General features: G+C 66.3%; 15 protein-coding genes. 9 read left to right on the top strand and 6 right to left on the bottom strand.

Going from position 1 to position 17,754, the window contains the following annotated elements; genetic code table 11:
* Positions 1-15: 15 nt before the first annotated feature.
* Positions 16-723 carry an SPOR domain-containing protein gene (locus ACFOPH_RS22265; RefSeq protein WP_379737307.1) on the bottom strand — a complete coding sequence of 236 codons (708 nt, stop codon included), beginning with the start codon at positions 721-723 and terminating at the stop codon, positions 16-18.
* Positions 724-732: 9 nt separating this feature from the next.
* Complete coding sequence (gene argS / locus ACFOPH_RS22270; RefSeq protein ID WP_379737309.1) at positions 733-2,469, bottom strand: arginine--tRNA ligase; 1,737 nt, start codon at positions 2,467-2,469, stop codon at positions 733-735.
* A 185-nt stretch (positions 2,470-2,654) separates the two neighbouring features.
* Here argS and rsmB point away from each other — a divergent pair, with 185 nt between their 5' ends.
* The 8 genes from rsmB to ACFOPH_RS22310 all read left to right on the top strand — a co-directional run bounded on the left by rsmB (position 2,655) and on the right by ACFOPH_RS22310 (position 11,042).
* On the top strand, positions 2,655-4,229 hold the full coding sequence (rsmB, locus tag ACFOPH_RS22275; RefSeq protein ID WP_312548242.1) for a 16S rRNA (cytosine(967)-C(5))-methyltransferase RsmB: 1,575 nt from the start codon (positions 2,655-2,657) through the stop codon (positions 4,227-4,229).
* A 43-nt stretch (positions 4,230-4,272) separates the two neighbouring features.
* Entirely contained in the window at positions 4,273-4,836 is a 564-nt protein-coding gene (locus tag ACFOPH_RS22280) for a DUF4390 domain-containing protein (protein ID WP_312548241.1), read from the top strand.
* A gap of 15 nt (positions 4,837-4,851) precedes the next feature.
* A complete protein-coding gene (locus ACFOPH_RS22285) occupies positions 4,852-7,128 on the top strand; it encodes a sensor histidine kinase (protein ID WP_379737985.1) in 2,277 nt (758 codons plus the stop codon).
* Between the two features lie 173 nt (positions 7,129-7,301).
* Positions 7,302-8,033: a response regulator gene (locus ACFOPH_RS22290; protein ID WP_312548238.1), complete on the top strand. Its 732-nt coding sequence runs from the start codon at positions 7,302-7,304 to the stop codon at positions 8,031-8,033.
* Positions 8,030-8,413 carry a GTPase gene (locus ACFOPH_RS22295; protein WP_312548237.1) on the top strand — a complete coding sequence of 128 codons (384 nt, stop codon included), beginning with the start codon at positions 8,030-8,032 and terminating at the stop codon, positions 8,411-8,413. The genes ACFOPH_RS22290 and ACFOPH_RS22295 overlap by 4 nt, the downstream gene beginning before the upstream one ends.
* A gap of 98 nt (positions 8,414-8,511) precedes the next feature.
* The gene (locus tag ACFOPH_RS22300; RefSeq protein WP_027865841.1) at positions 8,512-8,769 is read left to right on the top strand and encodes a BTH_I0359 family protein; all 258 of its coding nucleotides are present in this window, start codon (positions 8,512-8,514) and stop codon (positions 8,767-8,769) included.
* 123 nt (positions 8,770-8,892) lie between these two features.
* Positions 8,893-9,669 carry a class II glutamine amidotransferase gene (locus ACFOPH_RS22305; RefSeq protein ID WP_379737312.1) on the top strand — a complete coding sequence of 259 codons (777 nt, stop codon included), beginning with the start codon at positions 8,893-8,895 and terminating at the stop codon, positions 9,667-9,669.
* Positions 9,670-9,767: 98 nt separating this feature from the next.
* A complete protein-coding gene (locus ACFOPH_RS22310; RefSeq protein ID WP_312548234.1) occupies positions 9,768-11,042 on the top strand; it encodes an EAL and HDOD domain-containing protein in 1,275 nt (424 codons plus the stop codon).
* 113 nt (positions 11,043-11,155) lie between these two features.
* On the opposite strand, the gene ACFOPH_RS22315 is transcribed toward ACFOPH_RS22310, so the two are convergent.
* Together ACFOPH_RS22315 and metH are read right to left on the bottom strand one after the other, a co-directional pair.
* Positions 11,156-11,521, bottom strand: a complete 366-nt coding sequence (locus ACFOPH_RS22315) for an SPW repeat protein (RefSeq protein WP_379737314.1) — start codon at positions 11,519-11,521, stop codon at positions 11,156-11,158.
* A gap of 116 nt (positions 11,522-11,637) precedes the next feature.
* Positions 11,638-15,408 (bottom strand): methionine synthase, encoded by a 3,771-nt coding sequence (gene metH, locus ACFOPH_RS22320; RefSeq protein ID WP_312548231.1) that lies wholly within the window; start codon positions 15,406-15,408, stop codon positions 11,638-11,640.
* A gap of 251 nt (positions 15,409-15,659) precedes the next feature.
* Between metH and ACFOPH_RS22325 the strand changes: the two genes are divergently transcribed.
* On the top strand, positions 15,660-15,887 hold the full coding sequence (locus ACFOPH_RS22325; protein WP_312548230.1) for a BrnA antitoxin family protein: 228 nt from the start codon (positions 15,660-15,662) through the stop codon (positions 15,885-15,887).
* 269 nt (positions 15,888-16,156) lie between these two features.
* On the opposite strand, the gene fmt is transcribed toward ACFOPH_RS22325, so the two are convergent.
* Entirely contained in the window at positions 16,157-17,113 is a 957-nt protein-coding gene (gene fmt / locus ACFOPH_RS22330) for a methionyl-tRNA formyltransferase (protein ID WP_379737317.1), read from the bottom strand.
* A gap of 10 nt (positions 17,114-17,123) precedes the next feature.
* A complete protein-coding gene (gene def / locus ACFOPH_RS22335; protein ID WP_312548228.1) occupies positions 17,124-17,666 on the bottom strand; it encodes a peptide deformylase in 543 nt (180 codons plus the stop codon).
* Positions 17,667-17,754 lie beyond the last annotated feature (88 nt).

The following is a 17,754-nucleotide window of genomic DNA, read 5'->3' on the forward strand; positions in this document are numbered from 1 at the left end:
GTTCTCCTTACAGGATTATTTCTGGTTGCGGACGATGGCCACGTCGATGCCGCTGTCGAGCAGCTTGGCGCGGGCCTTGTTGACGGCTTCGACCTGGTTGAACGGGCCCAGGCGCACGCGGTGCAGCACGCCGCTGTCGCTGGTGCGGTCGCTGATCGCGGCCTCGAAGCCGAGCAGGGCCAGCTTGGCGCGGGTGTTCTCGGCGTCGGACATTTCGCGGAAGGCGCCGGCCTGCAGGTAGTAGACGTATTTGTCGTCGCCGCCGGCGCTGTCCGCCGCAGCCGCGGGGGCGCCGGCCGGTGCTGCAGCCGGGGCGCGCGCGGCCGGGCTGGCCGCCGGCTTCGGATCGGCCGCCGCGCTCATGCCGGCGATCGCTTCGCCCAGCGGGTCGGCGTCGGTATCGGCGGGGCGCGCCGCTGCCGCCGGCGCCGGGGCCGGGGCCGCTGCCCGGGCAGCCTCGCGCTCGGCCAGCTGCTTGTTCGCTTCGCGCGCGGCGTCGCGGTTGCCGTACATCGGCTTGTTCGGATCGTTCGCCTGGCTCGGATCCAGATCGGCCGGGCGGCCCATCTTGTTCGAGCGGTCGGTGAAGGGCGAATTGCCCTTCGTGATCATCAGCGCGACCGCCACCGCGATACCCAGCCCGATGATCAGGCCGATGATGATGCCGGTCAGGGTGCTGCCGCGCTGGCGCAGGAGGGAAGGAGGTCGGATGGTGGCGGTCATGTTGCGTGCTTACTCTTGTGGTTCGGTGGGGTTGCGTTCCATTTTGGTCGGGGCCGAAACGCCGATCAGGGCCAGGCCGTTGCGCAGCACCTGGCGGGTCGCCGCCATCAGCGCCAGGCGCGCCATCTTGACCGACTCGTCGTCGACGAGCACGCGCTCGGCGTTGTAGTAGCTGTGCAGCTCGCCGGCCAGGTCGCGCAGGTAGAAGGCGACCTGGTGCGGGCCGAGTTCGGCCTTTGCGCGCTCCAGCATTTCCGGATAGGCCGACAGCGTGTTCAGCAGGGTCGCTTCGCGCGGCGCGGTCAGGGGCGCCAGGTCGACGCCGGCAAGTTGCGACTCGTCGCCGCCCCACTGGGCCAGCACCGAGCAGATGCGCGCGTGGGCGTACTGCACGTAATAGACCGGGTTCTCGTCCGAGGTCTTCAGGGCGACGTCGACGTCGAACACGAATTCGGTGTCGGCCTTGCGCGAGATGAGGAAGAAGCGCACGGCGTCGCGGCCGCGCGTGATGTCGCCGTTGCCCGACCATTCGATCAGGTCGCGCACGGTGACGTAGGAGCCGGCGCGCTTCGAGATCTTGACCTCTTCGCCGTTCTTCATCACGGTGACCATCTTGTGCAGCACGTAGTCCGGGTAGCCCTGCGGGATGCCGATGTTCACCGCCTGCAGGCCGGCGCGCACGCGCGCAATCGTCCCGTGGTGGTCGCTGCCCTGGATGTTGATGGCCTGGTCGAAGCCGCGGCGGAATTTCTGGATGTGGTAAGCCACGTCCGGCACGAAATAGGTGTAGGTGCCGTCGGACTTGCGCATCACGCGGTCCTTGTCGTCGCCGTAGTCGGTCGTTTTCAGCCACAGCGCGCCGTCCTGCTCGTAGGTGACGCCGGCGTCGACCAGGGCCTGGACCGCCGCCTCGACCTTGCCGTCGCCGTACAGCGAGGACTCGAGATAGTAATTGTCGAACTTGACGCCGAAGGCCTGCAGGTCGCGGTCCTGCTCGTTGCGCAGGTAGGTGACCGCGAAGCGGCGGATCGATTCGATGTCGTTCACGTCACCGCTGGCGGTGGCCGGCTCGCCGTCGCTGGCCGAAACGGTTTTCTTGGCCAGGAAGTCGTCGGCGATGTCCTGGATGTAGTCGCCGTTGTAGGCCGACTCGGGCCACTCGGCGTCGCCCGGCTTGAAGCCGCGCGCGCGCGCCTGGACCGAGTTGGCCAGGGTGGCGATCTGCACGCCGGCATCGTTGTAGTAGAACTCGCGGGTCACTTCGTGGCCCTGCGACTCGAACAGCGCCGACAGGGCGTCGCCCAGCGCGGCCTGGCGGCCGTGGCCGACGTGCAGCGGGCCGGTCGGGTTGGCCGAGACGAATTCGATGATCGCATGGTGGCCGGCGCCCGAGCTGCCGCGCCCAAAGGCTTCACCGGCTTCCAGGATGCTGCGCACCACCGACTGCTTGGCGCTGGCGGCCACGCGCAGGTTGATGAAGCCGGGACCGGCGACGTCCGCCGATTCGACCAGGCCGGCGGCCTTCGGTTCGGCCAGCAGCGCGGCGACCAGGCGGGTGGCCAGTTCGCGCGGGTTGGTCCTCAAAGGCTTGGCCAGCTGCATGGCGATGTTGCAGGCGATGTCGCCGTGGCTGGGATCGCGCGGGCGTTCCAGGACGATATTAGGGGTCAAATCGGTGCCGGCAACGATCGGCGCAAGGGCGGCCTGGAACAGGGCAACGATTTCTTGTTTTTGTTGGGCGAGCATAAATGATACGCAGTGAGTGGTCCGTGAATTCGAATGGAGCGGTGGCGCGGCCACGGCAAACAGGGATTCATTATACTGGTTTGCTGCAACAGCGAATACGGCCTGCGGCCGCATGGCGCCTGTTGTTTAAGCACCGCCAAAGGCTGAACCGTTACAATGCAGGCTTTTCGTATTGACCCGTAACCATGACCGACAAGCGCCCCACGCTCACCATCAAACCCAAGTCCGGCAGCGCCGCCAAGCCGGCGCCGAAGAAGGTGGGCAATCCCGCGGCCCAGTTCGCGAAGCCGGCGGCCAAGCCGTCGGGCCAGCCCGCGCGGACCCGGGAAACGGGGCAGGACAGGCCGGCGCCGCGTCCCGAGCAGCGCACGCAGGCCCCGGCCGAGGCAAGGCGTGCGGTCCCGCAGCCGCGTCCGAGCTACGAGGTCAAGCCGCAATTCCAGTCCGACTACCGCCCTGACCTCCCGGGCGATTCGCTGGCGCTGGCCCTGCTCGGCGCGGCCAACGCGATCGCCCAGGTCGGCGCCGGTACCGCGCTGCCGCAGGCGCTGTCCCACGTGTTCCAGGCCTGGGGCGTCACGCCCCAGACGCGCGGCGCGATCCAGGACCTGTCCTATCGCAGCATGCGCCAGATGGGCCGCAGCGAGACCCTGCTGGGCCTGATGACGACCAAGGCGCCGGACGCGCCCCAGCTGGCCGGCCTGCTGTGCTGCGCGCTGGCCCTGCTCGACCCGCCGGAAGGGCAGGCCGCGCCGTACGAGGCGTTTACGGTCGTCGACCAGGCGGTGACGGCGGCGGCGAGCCACCCCGATTTTGCCCACGCCAAGGCGATGGTGAACGCGGTGCTGCGCCGCTTCCTGCGCGAACGGGACACGCTGGTCGAGGCCGCATTGGCCGAGCCGCTGGCCCAGTGGAACTACCCGCAATGGTGGATCGACGCGACGAAAGCGGCTTACCCGCGCGACTGGCAGGCGATCCTCGCGGCCGGCAACACCCATCCGCCGCTGACCCTGCGCGTGAATACCCGCAAGACCTCGGTCGAGGATTATGCCCGCCTGCTGGACGAGGCCGGGCTGCATGCCGACCAGGTCGGGCCGCAGGCCCTGCGCCTGCGGCAGGCCGTGAACGTGGCCCAGATCCCGGGCTTCCACGACGGCCTGGCCTCGGTCCAGGACGCCGGCGCCCAGCTGGCGGCGCCGCTGCTCGACCTGGCCGACGGCATGCGCGTGCTCGACGCCTGCGCCGCGCCGGGCGGCAAGAGCGGCCACATCCTCGAACTGGCGGACGTCGAGCTGACCTCGGTCGACGCCGATCCGCAGCGCCTGGCGCGCGTGGGCGACAACCTCGGCCGGCTGGGGCTGCAGGCCACGCTGGTGGCGGCCGAAGCGCAGACGAGCGGCTGGTGGGACGGCCGTCAATACGACCGCATCCTGGCCGACGTGCCCTGCACCGCGTCGGGCATCGTGCGGCGCCATCCGGACATCCGCTGGCTGCGCCGCAAGACCGACACGCGCCAACTTACAACACTTTCCGCGCAGATACTCGACAATCTTTGGCAGATGCTGCGGCCCGATGGTAAATTGCTGTTTGTGACATGTTCGCTCTGGCCCCAGGAATCGGAGGCGCAGGCGGCCGCGTTTGCGGCGCGCCACATTGATGCCACCCGCCTCGAAGCGCCGGGCCAGCTGCTTCCATCGAGCGGCGCCGGGCTGGATCATGACGGTCTGTTCTATGCCCTTTTCCACAAGAAGGGGGCGTGAGACATCCATAACAAGCTCGATTAATTTAGGTTCCGGCCCACCTGTGACTTTACGATTTTTCCGCCTCCTCGCCTGCCAGTTGCTGCTGGTCTTCGCGTGCGCAACGGCGCAGGCGGCCGACGGGATCGACATCACGATGGCGAAAATCGAGGCCTCCGACGACGGCTATCGCCTCGCCGCCAACTATTCGTTCGAACTGAGCCGCGACCTCGAGGACGCCCTGCAGCACGGCATCAAGCTGTACTTCACGACCGAAATCGAGCTGGTGCGCCCGCGCTGGTGGTGGCGCGACGACCGCGCCGTGTTTGCGCGGCGTACCGTGAGCATTTCCTACGACGTCCTGCTGCGCCAGTACTACGTGGCGGCGGTCGGCAGCGTGCAGCAGACCTTCCAGACCCTGGACGAGGCGATGTTCCAGATCCGCCGCCCGGGGCGCTGGCTGATCGCACCCAGGAACGCGCTCAAGCACGGCGAGACCTACGAGGTCAGCCTGCGCATGTTCATGGACCGCGACTACCTGCAGAAGCCCTTGCAGGTGAGCGCGTTCTCCAACTCCGACTGGCGTCTCGCCTCGAACAGGAAGACCTTCAATTACCGTGCGGAGTAAGGCGTGAACCAGGCCATGCGCTACGCGCTGGTGGTCGGCGGGGCGGTCGTCTCGATCCTGCTGTTCCTGCTCGCCTCGGCCTCGAACAACTCCGGCTTCTTCGACCGCTACTACGCCTGGCTGCTGGGCCTGAACGCCACCATTGCCTTCCTGCTGCTGATCCTGGTGGTGGTGGCGCTCGGCCGCCTGTATTCGCGTTATAAAGCCAAGCGCTTCGGCTCGCGCCTGATGGCGCGGCTGGTGCTGCTGTTCGCCGGCATCGGCATCCTGCCGGGCCTGATCATCTTCATGGTGTCGGTGCAGTTCGTCTCGCACTCGATCGAATCCTGGTTCGACGTCAAGATCGAGGCCGCGCTCTCGTCCGGCCTGAACCTGGGCCGCGCCGCCCTTGACGAAGCGCAGGCCGGGCTGGTCGCCAATACCCAGACCGTGGCCGCCACGCTGTCGGGCCAGCCCGACATCGGCGCCCAGCTGGTGCTGTCGCAAACCATCACCGACAGCAACGGCATGCAAAGCGCGATGCTGATCGACGCCGACGGCAGGCTGGTTGCCAGCGCCAGTGCCGACCGGCGCGCCGACCTCACGCCCGACCTTCCCACGCCGCAGATGCTGCGCCAGGCCGCCATGCCGGGCGGGTATGCACGGCCCGAGGGCGGCATCGAACTCGATTTCCGCGACGAAGGCGGCGAGGAGCCGAACGCGCTCGACGCCGCGACCGGCCTGCGCCTGCGCGTGGTGCTGGCGGTGCCCGAGCCGCCCGGCGCCGCGCCGCGCTACCTGCAGATGATGCAGGCGGTGCCGGTCAACCTGGCCACGAACGCCGAGGTGCTCAGGAGCGCCTTTAGCGAGTATCGCCAGCGCTCGGTGGCGCGCGAAGGCTTGCGCCAGATGTACATCAACACGCTCACGCTCACCTTGCTGCTGGCGATCTTCGGCGCCATCGGCAGCGCGGTGCTGATCGCGGGGAACCTGGCGCAGCCGCTGCTGGTGCTGGCCGAAGGCACGCAAGCGGTGGCCGAGGGCGACCTGTCGCCGCGCCCGATCGTCGAGACCGACGACGAGCTGGGCACCCTGACCCAGTCCTTCAACGCCATGACCGGCCAGCTGTTCGAGGCCAGGAGCGCCGTCGAGCGCAACCGCGCCGCGCTGCAAAGCGCCAAGGCCCACCTGGAATCGGTGCTGGCCAACATGTCGGCCGGCGTGCTGGTGCTCGATGCCGAAGGCACGGTCGTGAACTCGAACGACGCCGCCTGCCGCATCCTGCAGATGGAGCACTGCCACCTGAACGGTCCGCTGAACCGGATCGAGGGCCTGGAAACCTTCGCCAACGCCGTCACGCGCGCCTTCTCCGCGCAGAGCGCGCAGTCGGCCGCCGGCAGCACGCGCCAGCGCACCCACTGGCAGCAGCAGATCGAGATCCCGCGTCCGGGGGAGGACCACGACACGACCCTGCTGGCGCGCGGCTCGCGCCTGCCGGTGGGGGTGGAAAGCGGCTTCATCGTGGTGTTCGACGACATTTCCGACGTGATCTCGGCCCAGCGCTCGGTGGCCTGGGGCGAGGTCGCGCGGCGCCTGGCGCACGAGATCAAGAATCCGCTGACGCCGATCCAGCTCTCGGCCGAACGATTGCAGATGAAGCTGGAAGACAAGCTGGAAGCGCCCGATGCCGCGCTGCTGGCACGCGCCACGAGCACCATCGTCAACCAAGTCGACGCGATGAAGCGCATGGTCGACGACTTCCGCGACTACGCGCGCACGCCGCCGGCGGTGCTCGAGCCCCTTGACCTGAATGCGCTGATCGAGGAAATCCTCAGCCTCTACCTGGCCGAGGACGCGTCCGACATCATCCATGCCACGCTGACGCCGCAGCTGCCGCGCGTGATGGGCGACCCGACCCAGCTGCGCCAGGTGATCCACAACCTGCTGCAGAACGCCCAGGACGCCCTGGTCGACCGCGGCCCGGAAGCGCCGGCGCCGCGCATCGACGTCGCCACCGAGATCATCCACTACACCGGCGCCGACGGCGCGGCCGGCCTCGCGGTGCGCCTGGCGATCATGGACAACGGCCCGGGATTCGCGCCGAAGATCCTGGCACGCGCCTTCGAGCCCTACGTCACCTCGAAGACGCGCGGCACCGGCCTCGGCCTGCCGATGGTGAAGAAGATCATCGACGAACATGGCGGCCGCATCGATATCCAGAACCGTCCAGACGGAAGTGGCGCGTCGGTATTCATTTTGCTGTTAAAGTTAGCCCAAGAGGCGAACTTGGCCGAAAGCGTCAATCGGGCATAAAATCACGGCTGGAAAATCACGACTTGCAACGAGCGTTTGAAAAAATCGTCAGGGCAAGGCGTATCGCCGCAGCGGCGGACCGCGAAGACAGTACGAGGGTACGGCGAGACGATGCAACGAAGCCATGGCGATTTTTTCACACGCTCAACGGGTGGAGACAGGAAGGCGAAAAGATGGCGAACATACTCGTAGTTGATGATGAAATGGGCATCCGCGAGCTGCTCTCGGAAATTTTGGGAGACGAAGGCCACGCAATCACGCTGGCGGAAAACGCGCAGCAGGCGCGCGAGGCGCGCGCGGCCGGTGCGCCCGACCTGGTCCTGCTCGATATCTGGATGCCGGATACCGACGGCGTCACCCTGCTCAAGGAATGGCAGCGCGACGGCCTGCTGACCATGCCGGTCATCATGATGTCCGGCCACGCGACCATCGATACGGCGGTCGAGGCCACCCGCATCGGCGCCCTGAACTTCCTCGAAAAACCGATCGCCCTGCAAAAGCTGCTGAAGGCGGTGCAGCAGGGCCTGACCCGCGCCCAGGAAGTGGCGCGTGCGCCGAGCCCGCCGCCGCGCCCGAGCATGCCGCCGCCGATCGTGGAAAGCCTGCCCGCCAGCGCGCCGATGTATGCGCCGCCGCCGATGCCGGCGCCGCTCAACGGCGCGCGGGTCGGCGTGGCCGGCGTCATCGGCCATGGCGAAACCCAGGGCTACACGCTTTCCTTCGACCTGCCGCTGCGCGAAGCGCGCGACGCCTTCGAGCGCATGTACTTCGAGCACCACCTGGGGCGCGAGGGCGGCAGCATGACGCGCGTGGCCGAGAAGACCGGCCTGGAACGCACCCACCTGTACCGCAAGCTCAAGCAGCTTGGCGTCGAGCCGGGCAAGCTCGGCAAGCGCGGGGGATGACGGGACCGCACGCCCCCATCCCCGCCACCCTCGTCACCGGCGCCAGCGCCAGCCGGCGCGAGGCGGCGATCGCCGCCGCCCTGGCCGAGTCAACTCTGCACCAAAATGGTGCATCCGCCGTCATTCTGGAAGGCCTGCCCGACGGCAGCCCCGTTCTCGACGCTTCCGATTCGCTCTTGATCGCCCGCATTGCACCGGGTTGCCTATGCTGCGCCGGCAATCTGGTGATGCGTGTTACATTGAATCGTCTCCTGCGCCAACGCCCGAAGCGTCTCTTCGTCGGCATGGCCAGCGACGAGCACCTGGGTCAGTTGCGATCATGGTTAAGCAGCGCACCATACGATCAGCTGTTGAAACTGACGCCGGACCGGCACTCTTGAAATCGGTTCGCGCAGCCCCACCTCTTCACTGAAGTCGAAAGCCAGCCGCCCGCCGCCGCGCGGCTGGTCCAACACTCTGATCGAGAGAAGGAGTCATCATGAACATGATCTATAACAGCGAACAGTACAGCGTGGTCGAATTTGGCGTCGATCGCGACCTCGAAGCCCTGCGCTTCGGTGGTTACGAGATCGTCGACAAAGCCGGCCGTCGCGAAGCGTTCATCGGCGGCAAACTGGCACAATCGTTCCGGCGCGACGTCAACAACCTGATCGCCAGCGAGCCGACCATGGAGGAAATCGACGATTTCCTGGGTTCCTACGATACCCTGATGAGCCAACCGGTCGTGCTGCATTAAGCGGACCACGTCGCATAGCGAGCGATATGAAGTAATGATCAAGGAAAGCCGCGCCGACCGTTACGCCGGCGCGGTCCCTGTCCCTTCCGCATGCTGTCTCTGACACATGGTAAGCTGCGCGCCATGTGCCAACTTCTCGCAATGAACTGCAATGTTCCAACGGACATTGTGTTTTCCTTCACCGGCTTCGCCCACCGCGGCGGCCGCACCGATACCCACCACGATGGCTGGGGCATTGCCTTCTTCGAGGGCGCCGGCGTACGCCATTTCGTCGACCACCAGGCCGCGATCGCTTCCCCCATTGCCGAACTGATCAAGCGCTATCCGATCAAGTCGACCAACGTCATCGCCCATATCCGCAAGGCCACGCAAGGCCAGGTGGCACTGGAGAACTGCCATCCCTTCGTGCGCGAACTGTGGGGCCGCTACTGGGTGTTCGCCCACAACGGCGACCTGAAGGAATTCGCGCCCGCGCTCGACGGCGCCTTCCGTCCGGTCGGCACCACCGACAGCGAGCTGGCCTTCTGCTTCCTGCTGCAGGAATTGCGGCGCCGCTTCGGCGACACGGCGCCCGACCGCGCCGCGCTGCATGCCGCCCTGGAGGAGCTGGTGCGCGGGATCGCCGCCTACGGGACCTTCAACATGATGCTGTCCGACGGCACCGCCCTGTTCGCGCATTGCTCGACCAAGCTGTGCTACGTCGTGCGCAAGTATCCGTTCGCCTCGGCCTGCCTGTCCGACGAAGACTTGTCCGTCGATTTCTCGCAGGTGACCACGCCCAACGACCGGGTCGCGATCATCGTCACCGAGCCGCTGACCACCAACGAAACCTGGACCCATTTCGCTCCGGGCGAACTGAAACTGTTCGTCGACGGCGCGCTGCAGGCGGCGTCAATTTAGCATTCCGGCATCTTTTTTTGCTTCATGGCGATGCCAAAAAGCCACTAACCGTCGAGAATCAGGTAGAGTGAGCAGCTTGAACCGACCACGGGAACGCGATGACCGATACCGCCAGCCTCGACCAGGCATCCCAGCCTCTGCAACTCCGTAATTTCTACCTGGCGCGCCAGCCGCTGCTCGACCGCAACCAGGCCCTGTTCGGCTACGAACTGCTGTTCCGCAACCGCCAGGACGGTGGCGCCGAGATCGATTCGGCGCTGGCCGCCACGAGCGGGGTGCTGGCCCACGCGGCCCAGCTGGGCCTGCCGCGCGCGATCGGCGATGCGCTCGCCTTCCTGAATGTCGACACCGAGGTGTTGATGAGCGATATCTTCGCCTTCCTGCCGCGCGAGCGCACCGTGCTCGAACTGGCCGCCTCGGTGGAGGCGAGCGACGCGGTGCTGTGGCGCCTGGCCGAGCTGGCCGGGCACGGCTTCCGCTTCGCCGCCGAGGCGTCCAGCCACGGCGCGCGCCTGGGACGGCTGCTGCCGCTGCTCGACTACGTCAAGGTCGACCTGCGCGCCACGCCGGTGGTGGCGATGCTGTCCCTGGTGCCGCGCCTGCGCGGCACCGGAAAACGGCTGGTGGCCGAGAAGGTCGAAAGCCAGACCGAATACCGCACCTGCCTCGATCTTGGCTTCGATTACTTCCAGGGCTATTATTTCGCCAAGCCCTCGGTGCTGGCGGGGCGCAAGCTGTCGCCCTCGCAGCAGGCCCTGGTCGAGCTGATGCACCTGGTGGATTCGGACGCCGACCACATCGACATCGAGCGCGCCATCAAGCGCGACGTGCCGCTCTCGGTCAATCTGCTGCGCATCGTGAACACGCCGGCGGCCGGCCTGGGCCAGCGCATCGATTCGCTCAGCCAGGCCCTGCTCGTGCTTGGGCGGCGCCAGCTGCAGCGCTGGCTGCAGATCATGTTGTATGCCGAGCCGGGCACGCGCGGCCACGCGATGACGCCGCTCCTGATGCTCGCCAGCACCCGCGCGCGCCTGATGGAACTCCTGGCCCAGCGTCTGCGCCCGGGCCAGCGCCAGGTCGCCGACGTCGCCTTCACGGTCGGCATCATGTCGCTGATGGATGCGCTGTTCTCGGTGCCGATGGCCGACCTGGTCGAGCAGATCCCGGTCAGCGACGAAGTGGCAGCCGCGCTGCTCAAGCGCAGCGGCTTCTTCGGCGAACTGCTGCGCCTGGCCGAGTCGCTCGAACAGATGGAGGAGGGCGACGCCATGCTGCCGGTGCTGGGCGAGCTGGCCGACAGCGGCGACGAACTGGTCGAACTGGAGATGGCGGCCTTCGAGTGGAGCGACAAGGTGGTGCGCCACGCGTTGTAGGGTGGGCACTCCGTGCCCACGCGTGAACGATGAGCATTGTTGGCCTGCTTTTCGCGCCGACATGACGCAAAGGTCACGCGTGGGCACAGGGTGCCCACCCTACGCCCTGCCCGTCACGCCCCCACCCACTGCTGATGCAGGTCCGGATCGGTCCGCATTTCCCATAATCCCAGGACGACCGTCGCCACCCCGACGACCAGCATGCTGGCGCTCATCGCCCGGTCGCCGACGACGCCCACCAGCCAGGGCGACACCGCCACCCAGGCGCCGGCCACGATGTTCACGAGCACGGCCCAGATGGTGGTCTTGTAGACGTCGAAGATGGCCAGCGCCGCCATGATGGCGCCGGCGACGAAGGCGTTGAGCGCCGGCGGCGAATCGCTCGGGTAGCCCATCGCCCAGGGCGAGGCGAACAGCCAGAGGCCCAGCAGCAGGATCACGCGGTCCTGCCAGCGCCGGGCGGAAAGATGCGTTGCCATGATGCGCTCCTTGACCTGGGACCGGGGTCCCCGAGGAATTAGGCAATACAGGTTAAAGAAAGTTCCACGATCGTTTCCCGCTGAATCACTGCAACCGCGCCGGCGCCAACGGGCGATTAAGACAGATTCGGCGCCAGGTGACGCTCGACCTCGGCCTTGTCCATGCCGCGGCGCTGCGCCATGTCCTCGACCTGGTCGTCGCCGATCTTGCCGACCACGAAGTACTTCGATTCCGGATGGGCAAAATAGAAGCCCGACACCGCCGCGCCCGGATACATCGCGTAGGACTCGGTCAGCTGCATGCCGATCTCCTCGGCCTGCAGGGTCTCGAACAGCTCCTTCTTGACCGTGTGCTCCGGGCAGGCCGGGTAGCCCGGCGCCGGACGAATGCCGACGTACTTCTCGGCGATGAGGTCGGCGTTGTTCAGGTCTTCGTTGGCCGCATAGCCCCACAGGTCGGTACGCACGCGCTCGTGCAGGTATTCGGCGAAGGCTTCGGCCAGGCGGTCGGCCAGGGCCTTCAGCATGATCGACGAGTAGTCGTCGTGCGCGTCCTCGAAGCGCTGCTCGTGTTTCTCGATGCCCAGGCCCGCCGTCACCGCGAACATGCCGATGTAGTCCGCCACGCCCGATTCCTTCGGCGCGATGAAGTCGGCCAGGCACTGGTTCGGGCGCTGCACGCCGTCGACCACGGGTTTGACGCCCTGCTGGCGCAGGCCGTGCCAGGTGAAGGCGACCTGCGAACGCGATTCGTCGGTGTAGATCTCGATGTCGTCGTCGCGCACGCTGTTGGCCGGCAGCAGGGCGATCGCGCCGTTCGCCGTCAGCCAGCGGCCTTCGATGATCTTCTTGAGCATGGCCTGGCCTTCCTCGAAGACCTTGGTCGCGGCTTCGCCCACGACCTCGTCGCTCAGGATGGCGGGGTAGGGACCGGCCAGGTCCCAGGTCTGGAAGAACGGACCCCAGTCGATGTAGCGCGCCAGCGTACCCAGGTCGACATTTTTAAATACGCGGCGCCCGATGAACTTCGGCTTGAGCGGAGCGAATGCCAGCTTGGCCTTGTTGGCGCGCGCCTGTTCCAGCGTGACCATCGGCAGCGCCTTCTTGCCGGCGTGCTGCACGCGGATGCGCTCGTAGTCGGCCTTGATCTCGGCCATGTACTGCTCGCGCGTGTCCTCGGTCAGCAGCGACTGGCCGACAGACACCGAACGCGAGGCGTCCGGCACGTAGACCACCGGGCCGTCGTAGTGCGGCGCGATCTTCACGGCCGTGTGTGCGCGGCTGGTGGTGGCGCCGCCGATCAAGAGCGGAATCCGGCGCTCGCGGAACCACGGATCGCGTTGCATCTCGCGCGCGACGTGGGCCATCTCTTCCAGCGAAGGCGTGATCAGGCCGGACAGGCCGACGATGTCCGCGTTCTCTTCCTTGGCCTTGGCCAGGATGTCGGAGCAGGGCACCATCACGCCCATGTTCACGATCTCGAAGTTATTACACTGCAGGACCACCGAGACGATGTTCTTGCCAATGTCGTGCACGTCGCCCTTCACGGTGGCGATCACGATCTTGCCCTTGGGCTTGGCGACGATGCCGGTGCGTGCTTCTTCCTGCGCCTTTTCTTCTTCGATGAAGGGCACCAGATGGGCCACGGCCTGCTTCATCACGCGGGCGGACTTTACCACCTGCGGCAGGAACATCTTGCCCTGGCCGAAGAGGTCGCCGACGATGTCCATGCCCGCCATCAGCGGACCTTCGATGACGTTGATCGGACGCCCGCCGGCGGCGAGTACGGCCTGGCGCGCTTCCTCGGTGTCCTCGACGATCCACTGGGTGATGCCGTGCACCAGCGCGTGCGCCAGGCGCTTCTCGACCGGACCATTCCTCCACTCGAGGTTCTGTTCCTGCTTGCCGCCGCCGGCCTTGAGCGTGCCGGCGAATTCGATCATGCGCTCGGTGGCGTCATCGCGGCGGTTCAGCACCACGTCCTCGACGCGCTCGCGCAGTTCGGCGGGCAGTTCGTCGTAGACGCCGATCATGCCGGCGTTGACGATACCCATGGTCATGCCGGCCTTGATCGCGTGGTACAGGAACACGGTGTGGATCGCTTCGCGCGCCGGGTCGTTGCCGCGGAAGGAGAACGACACGTTCGAGACGCCGCCCGACACCTTCGCATGCGGCAGGTGCTCGCGGATCCAGCGCGTGGCGTTGATGAAGTCGTTCGCGTAGTTGTTGTGCTCCTCGATGCCGGTGGCGATCGCGAAGATGTTCGGGTCGAAGATGATGTCCTCGGGCGGGAAGCCGACCTTCTGCACCAGGGTGTCGTAGGCGCGCTTGCAGATCTCGATCTTGCGCTCGAAGGTGTCGGCCTGGCCCAGCTCGTCGAAGGCCATGACGATCACGGCCGCGCCGTAGCGGCGGCACAGCTTGGCCTGGCGCAGGAACTCCTCTTCTCCTTCCTTCATCGAGATCGAGTTGACGATGGCCTTGCCCTGCACGCACTTCAGGCCGGCCTCGATCACCGACCACTTCGAGGAGTCGATCATGATCGGCACGCGCGAGATGTCGGGCTCGGACGCGATCAGGTTCAGGAAGCGCGTCATCGCCGCCTGCGAATCGAGCATCGCTTCGTCCATGTTGATGTCGATGACCTGGGCGCCGTTCTCGACCTGCTGGCGCGCCACCGACAGCGCCTCGTCGAACTGCTCGTTCAGGATCATGCGCGCAAAGGCCTTCGAGCCGGTGACGTTGGTGCGCTCGCCGACGTTCACGAACAGCGAGGAGGCGTCGACCGTGAACGGCTCCAGGCCCGACAGGCGCATCGCGACCGGCACCTGCGGCAGCGCGCGCGGGGTGGCGCTCGACAGCAGTTCGGCGATCGCCTTGATGTGTTCCGGCGTGGTGCCGCAGCAGCCGCCGGCGATGTTGACGAAGCCGGCGTCGGCGAATTCGCGCAGCAGGGCCGAGGTGTCGGACGGCAGCTCGTCGAAGCCGGTGTCGCTCATCGGATTCGGCAGGCCGGCGTTCGGGTAGATACACACGAAGGTATCGGCGATCTGCGACAGCTCCTCGGCATACGGGCGCATCAGCGCCGCGCCCAGCGCGCAGTTCAGGCCGATGGTCAGCGGCTTCGCGTGGCGCACCGAATTCCAGAAGGCCTCGACGGTCTGGCCCGACAGGATGCGGCCCGAGGCATCGGTGACCGTGCCCGAAATCATGATCGGCTTGCGCGGCGTATCCGGATGCTCGTCGAAGTACAGGTCGATGGCGAACAGCGCCGCCTTGCAGTTCAGGGTGTCGAAGATGGTCTCGACCAGCAGCACGTCGACGCCGCCCTCGACCAGGCCGCGCACCTGTTCATGGTAGCTCGCAACGAGTTGATCGAAGGTGATGTTGCGCGCCGCCGGATCGTTCACGTCGGGCGAGATCGAGGCCGTCTTCGGGGTCGGGCCGAGGGCGCCGGCAACGAAGCGCGGCTTGTCCGGCGTCGAGTACTTGTCGCAGGCGGCGCGCGCGAGCTTTGCGGCCTCGACGTTCATCTCGTAGGCCAGGTGCCCCATGTGGTAGTCGTCCTGGGCCACGCCGGTCGCACCGAAGGTATTGGTCTCGATTAGGTCGGCGCCGGCCGCCAGGTAGCGCTCGTGGATTTCCTGGATGATCTGCGGCTGGGTCAGGGTCAGCAATTCATTGTTGCCCTTGACGAAAAGCTCGCGGTTGCCGGCGCCCTCGGGCGCGGCGAAGCCGGCGAAGCGCTCGCCGCGGTAGGCCGCTTCATCGAGCTTGTACTGCTGGATGATGGTGCCCATCGCGCCATCCAGGATCATGATGCGGCGCGACAGGATCTCGCGCAGCTGGGTTTCGATCGGGGAGAGGGCGGTCTTTGGGGCAGTCATGATGAGCTTTCGGAAGGCGTGCGCAAGCATCGGCACGGTTTGGACGACCTGAAATTATACGTCATCGCCGCCGCGCGCTTCAGCCACGGCGGACGGAGAAGGCAGATTGTATCGTTATGTGTTTATGCGCAACCTTGTTACATGATGTTACAAAACCCGCCTGTTTAGCAATTTTGCGGATACATACAGCGACGACAATAAATAAATGCCACGCGGAATGTGGCACGTTGTTAAAGAGACGGGATGATTGCATGAACAAAGAGTACGAACCCGATTGGGACCAGGCAATGGTGCAGAATCACGTAGCGCCAGTAGCGAAGCAACAGCCGGCTGGCGTGAAGCAGATCGTGACGATCCGCCTCGACGTCGATATGCTGGAATGGTTCAAGGCGGCCGGTCCGGGCTACCAGACCCGCATCAACCAGGTTCTGCGCGAACACATGGACGCGCAGCGCGCTGCGGAAGCAGCCGGCAATTAAATTGTCATCGAACGCGCCGAAGGGCGCGTTTTTTGTTTGGGTGTCTTGAAACGTTAGCGCGGATGATCGTAGGGTGGGCACCCCGTGCCCACGCGGAAGCTAGCGTTACAGTAGCGTCGTTCAAGCCCAACAAGCAGCGTGAAGTTGGCAGCGTTCCGGGCATACCGCGAATGCCTGTGCTGGAACGCAGCTTGTTCGCCGCGTTCACGGGCAAACGTCAAGCCGCCGTTCGCGTGGGCACGGGGTGCCCACCCTACGGTTGAGTTGGCCTATTCGAAGCGCAGGCCAGCCAGCGGGAAGCCCTTCAGGAACTCCGCCGCCGCCAGGCGCTTGCCGCCCGGCTTTTGTAACTCCAGCAATCGCAGCGCGCCTTCGCCGCAGGCGACGACGATGCCGCCTTGCGCATCGGCGGACAATACCGTGCCCGGCGCAGCATTGCCCTGGTAGTCGGCCAGCTCGGCCTTCCAGATCTTGATCGCCGTCCCGTTCACCATGCCCTGCGCGGCAGGGAAGGGGTTAAAGGCGCGCACCTTGCGCCACAGCGCGATGGCCGGCAGGGCAAAGTCGAGCTTCGCTTCGTCTTTGCTGATCTTGGCGGCGTAGGTCACGCCTTCCTCGGGCTGCGGCGTGGACGTCAATTCCCCGCGTTCCATGCGGCGCAGCGCCTCGACGATCATGGTCCCGCCCAGCGCCGCCAGCTTGTCGTGCAGGCTGCCGGTGGTGTCGCCATCCTCGATCGCCACGCGTTCGATCAGCATCATCGGGCCGGTGTCCAGGCCTTCTTCCATGCCCATGATGGTCACGCCCGTTTCGACGTCGCCGCTTTCGATCGCGCGGTGGATCGGCGCGGCGCCGCGCCAGCGCGGCAGCAGCGAACCGTGGATGTTGATGCAGGGTGCGATGTCGAGGGTGCTGCGCGGCAGGATCAGGCCATAGGCCGCCACCACCATCACGTCGTAGTCGAGCCCTTGCAGGCGCTCATGCGCGGCGGCCGCTTCGAGCGCGCGTTGCGGGTCCTTGCTATCCATGCGCAGCGACAGCGGCTGCAGCACCTCGATGCCATGCTCCAGCGCCAGCTGCTTGACCGGCGAGGCCTGCAATTGCATGCCGCGCCCGGCCGGGCGGTCGGGCTGGGTCAGCACCAGGGGAATCTCGAACCCGGCGGCGATCAACTCGCGCAGGGCGACAGCGGCAAACTCCGGCGTGCCGGCGAAAACGACCTTCATGCGCGGCGCCTTAATGACGGCGGCCGGCGGCCTTCAGCGCCGCTTCGCGTTCCATGCCGCGCTCTTCCTTCTGCAGCTTGGCCTTGATGCGGTTGCGCTTCAGCGGCGACAGGTATTCGACGAACACCTTGCCCATCAGGTGGTCCATCTCGTGCTGGATGCACACGGCCAGCAGGCCGTCGCACTCGAGCTCGAAGAACTCGCCCTTGGCATCCTGGGCGCGCACTTTCACGCGGGCAGGACGCTCGACGCCGTCGTAGATGCCCGGCACCGACAGGCAGCCTTCGTCGTAGACCTGTTTTTCCTCGCTGGCCCAGGTGATTTCCGGGTTGACGAAGACGCGCAGCTCGTCGTGCGACTCGGAGACGTCGATCACGACCACGCGCTCGTGCACGTCGACCTGGGTCGCGGCCAGTCCGACGCCTGGCGCGTCGTACATGGTCTCGGCCATGTCGGCCACCAGCTTGGCGAGGCGCTCGCCGAATTCGGTCACCGGCATGGCAACCTTGTGCAGGCGAGGGTCGGGATAGCGCAGGATCTTCAGGAGGGCCATATCAGCTAATTCAGTAACAGTTCAATAAGGATTGGTGGGAGTACGACAACAGGTGGGGGCGCACGAGCAGGAATGCAACACGCCGCCC

It is taken from the genome of Massilia haematophila, assembly GCF_042647645.1.
GTDB classification, from domain to species: Bacteria; Pseudomonadota; Gammaproteobacteria; order Burkholderiales; family Burkholderiaceae_D; genus Telluria; species Telluria haematophila.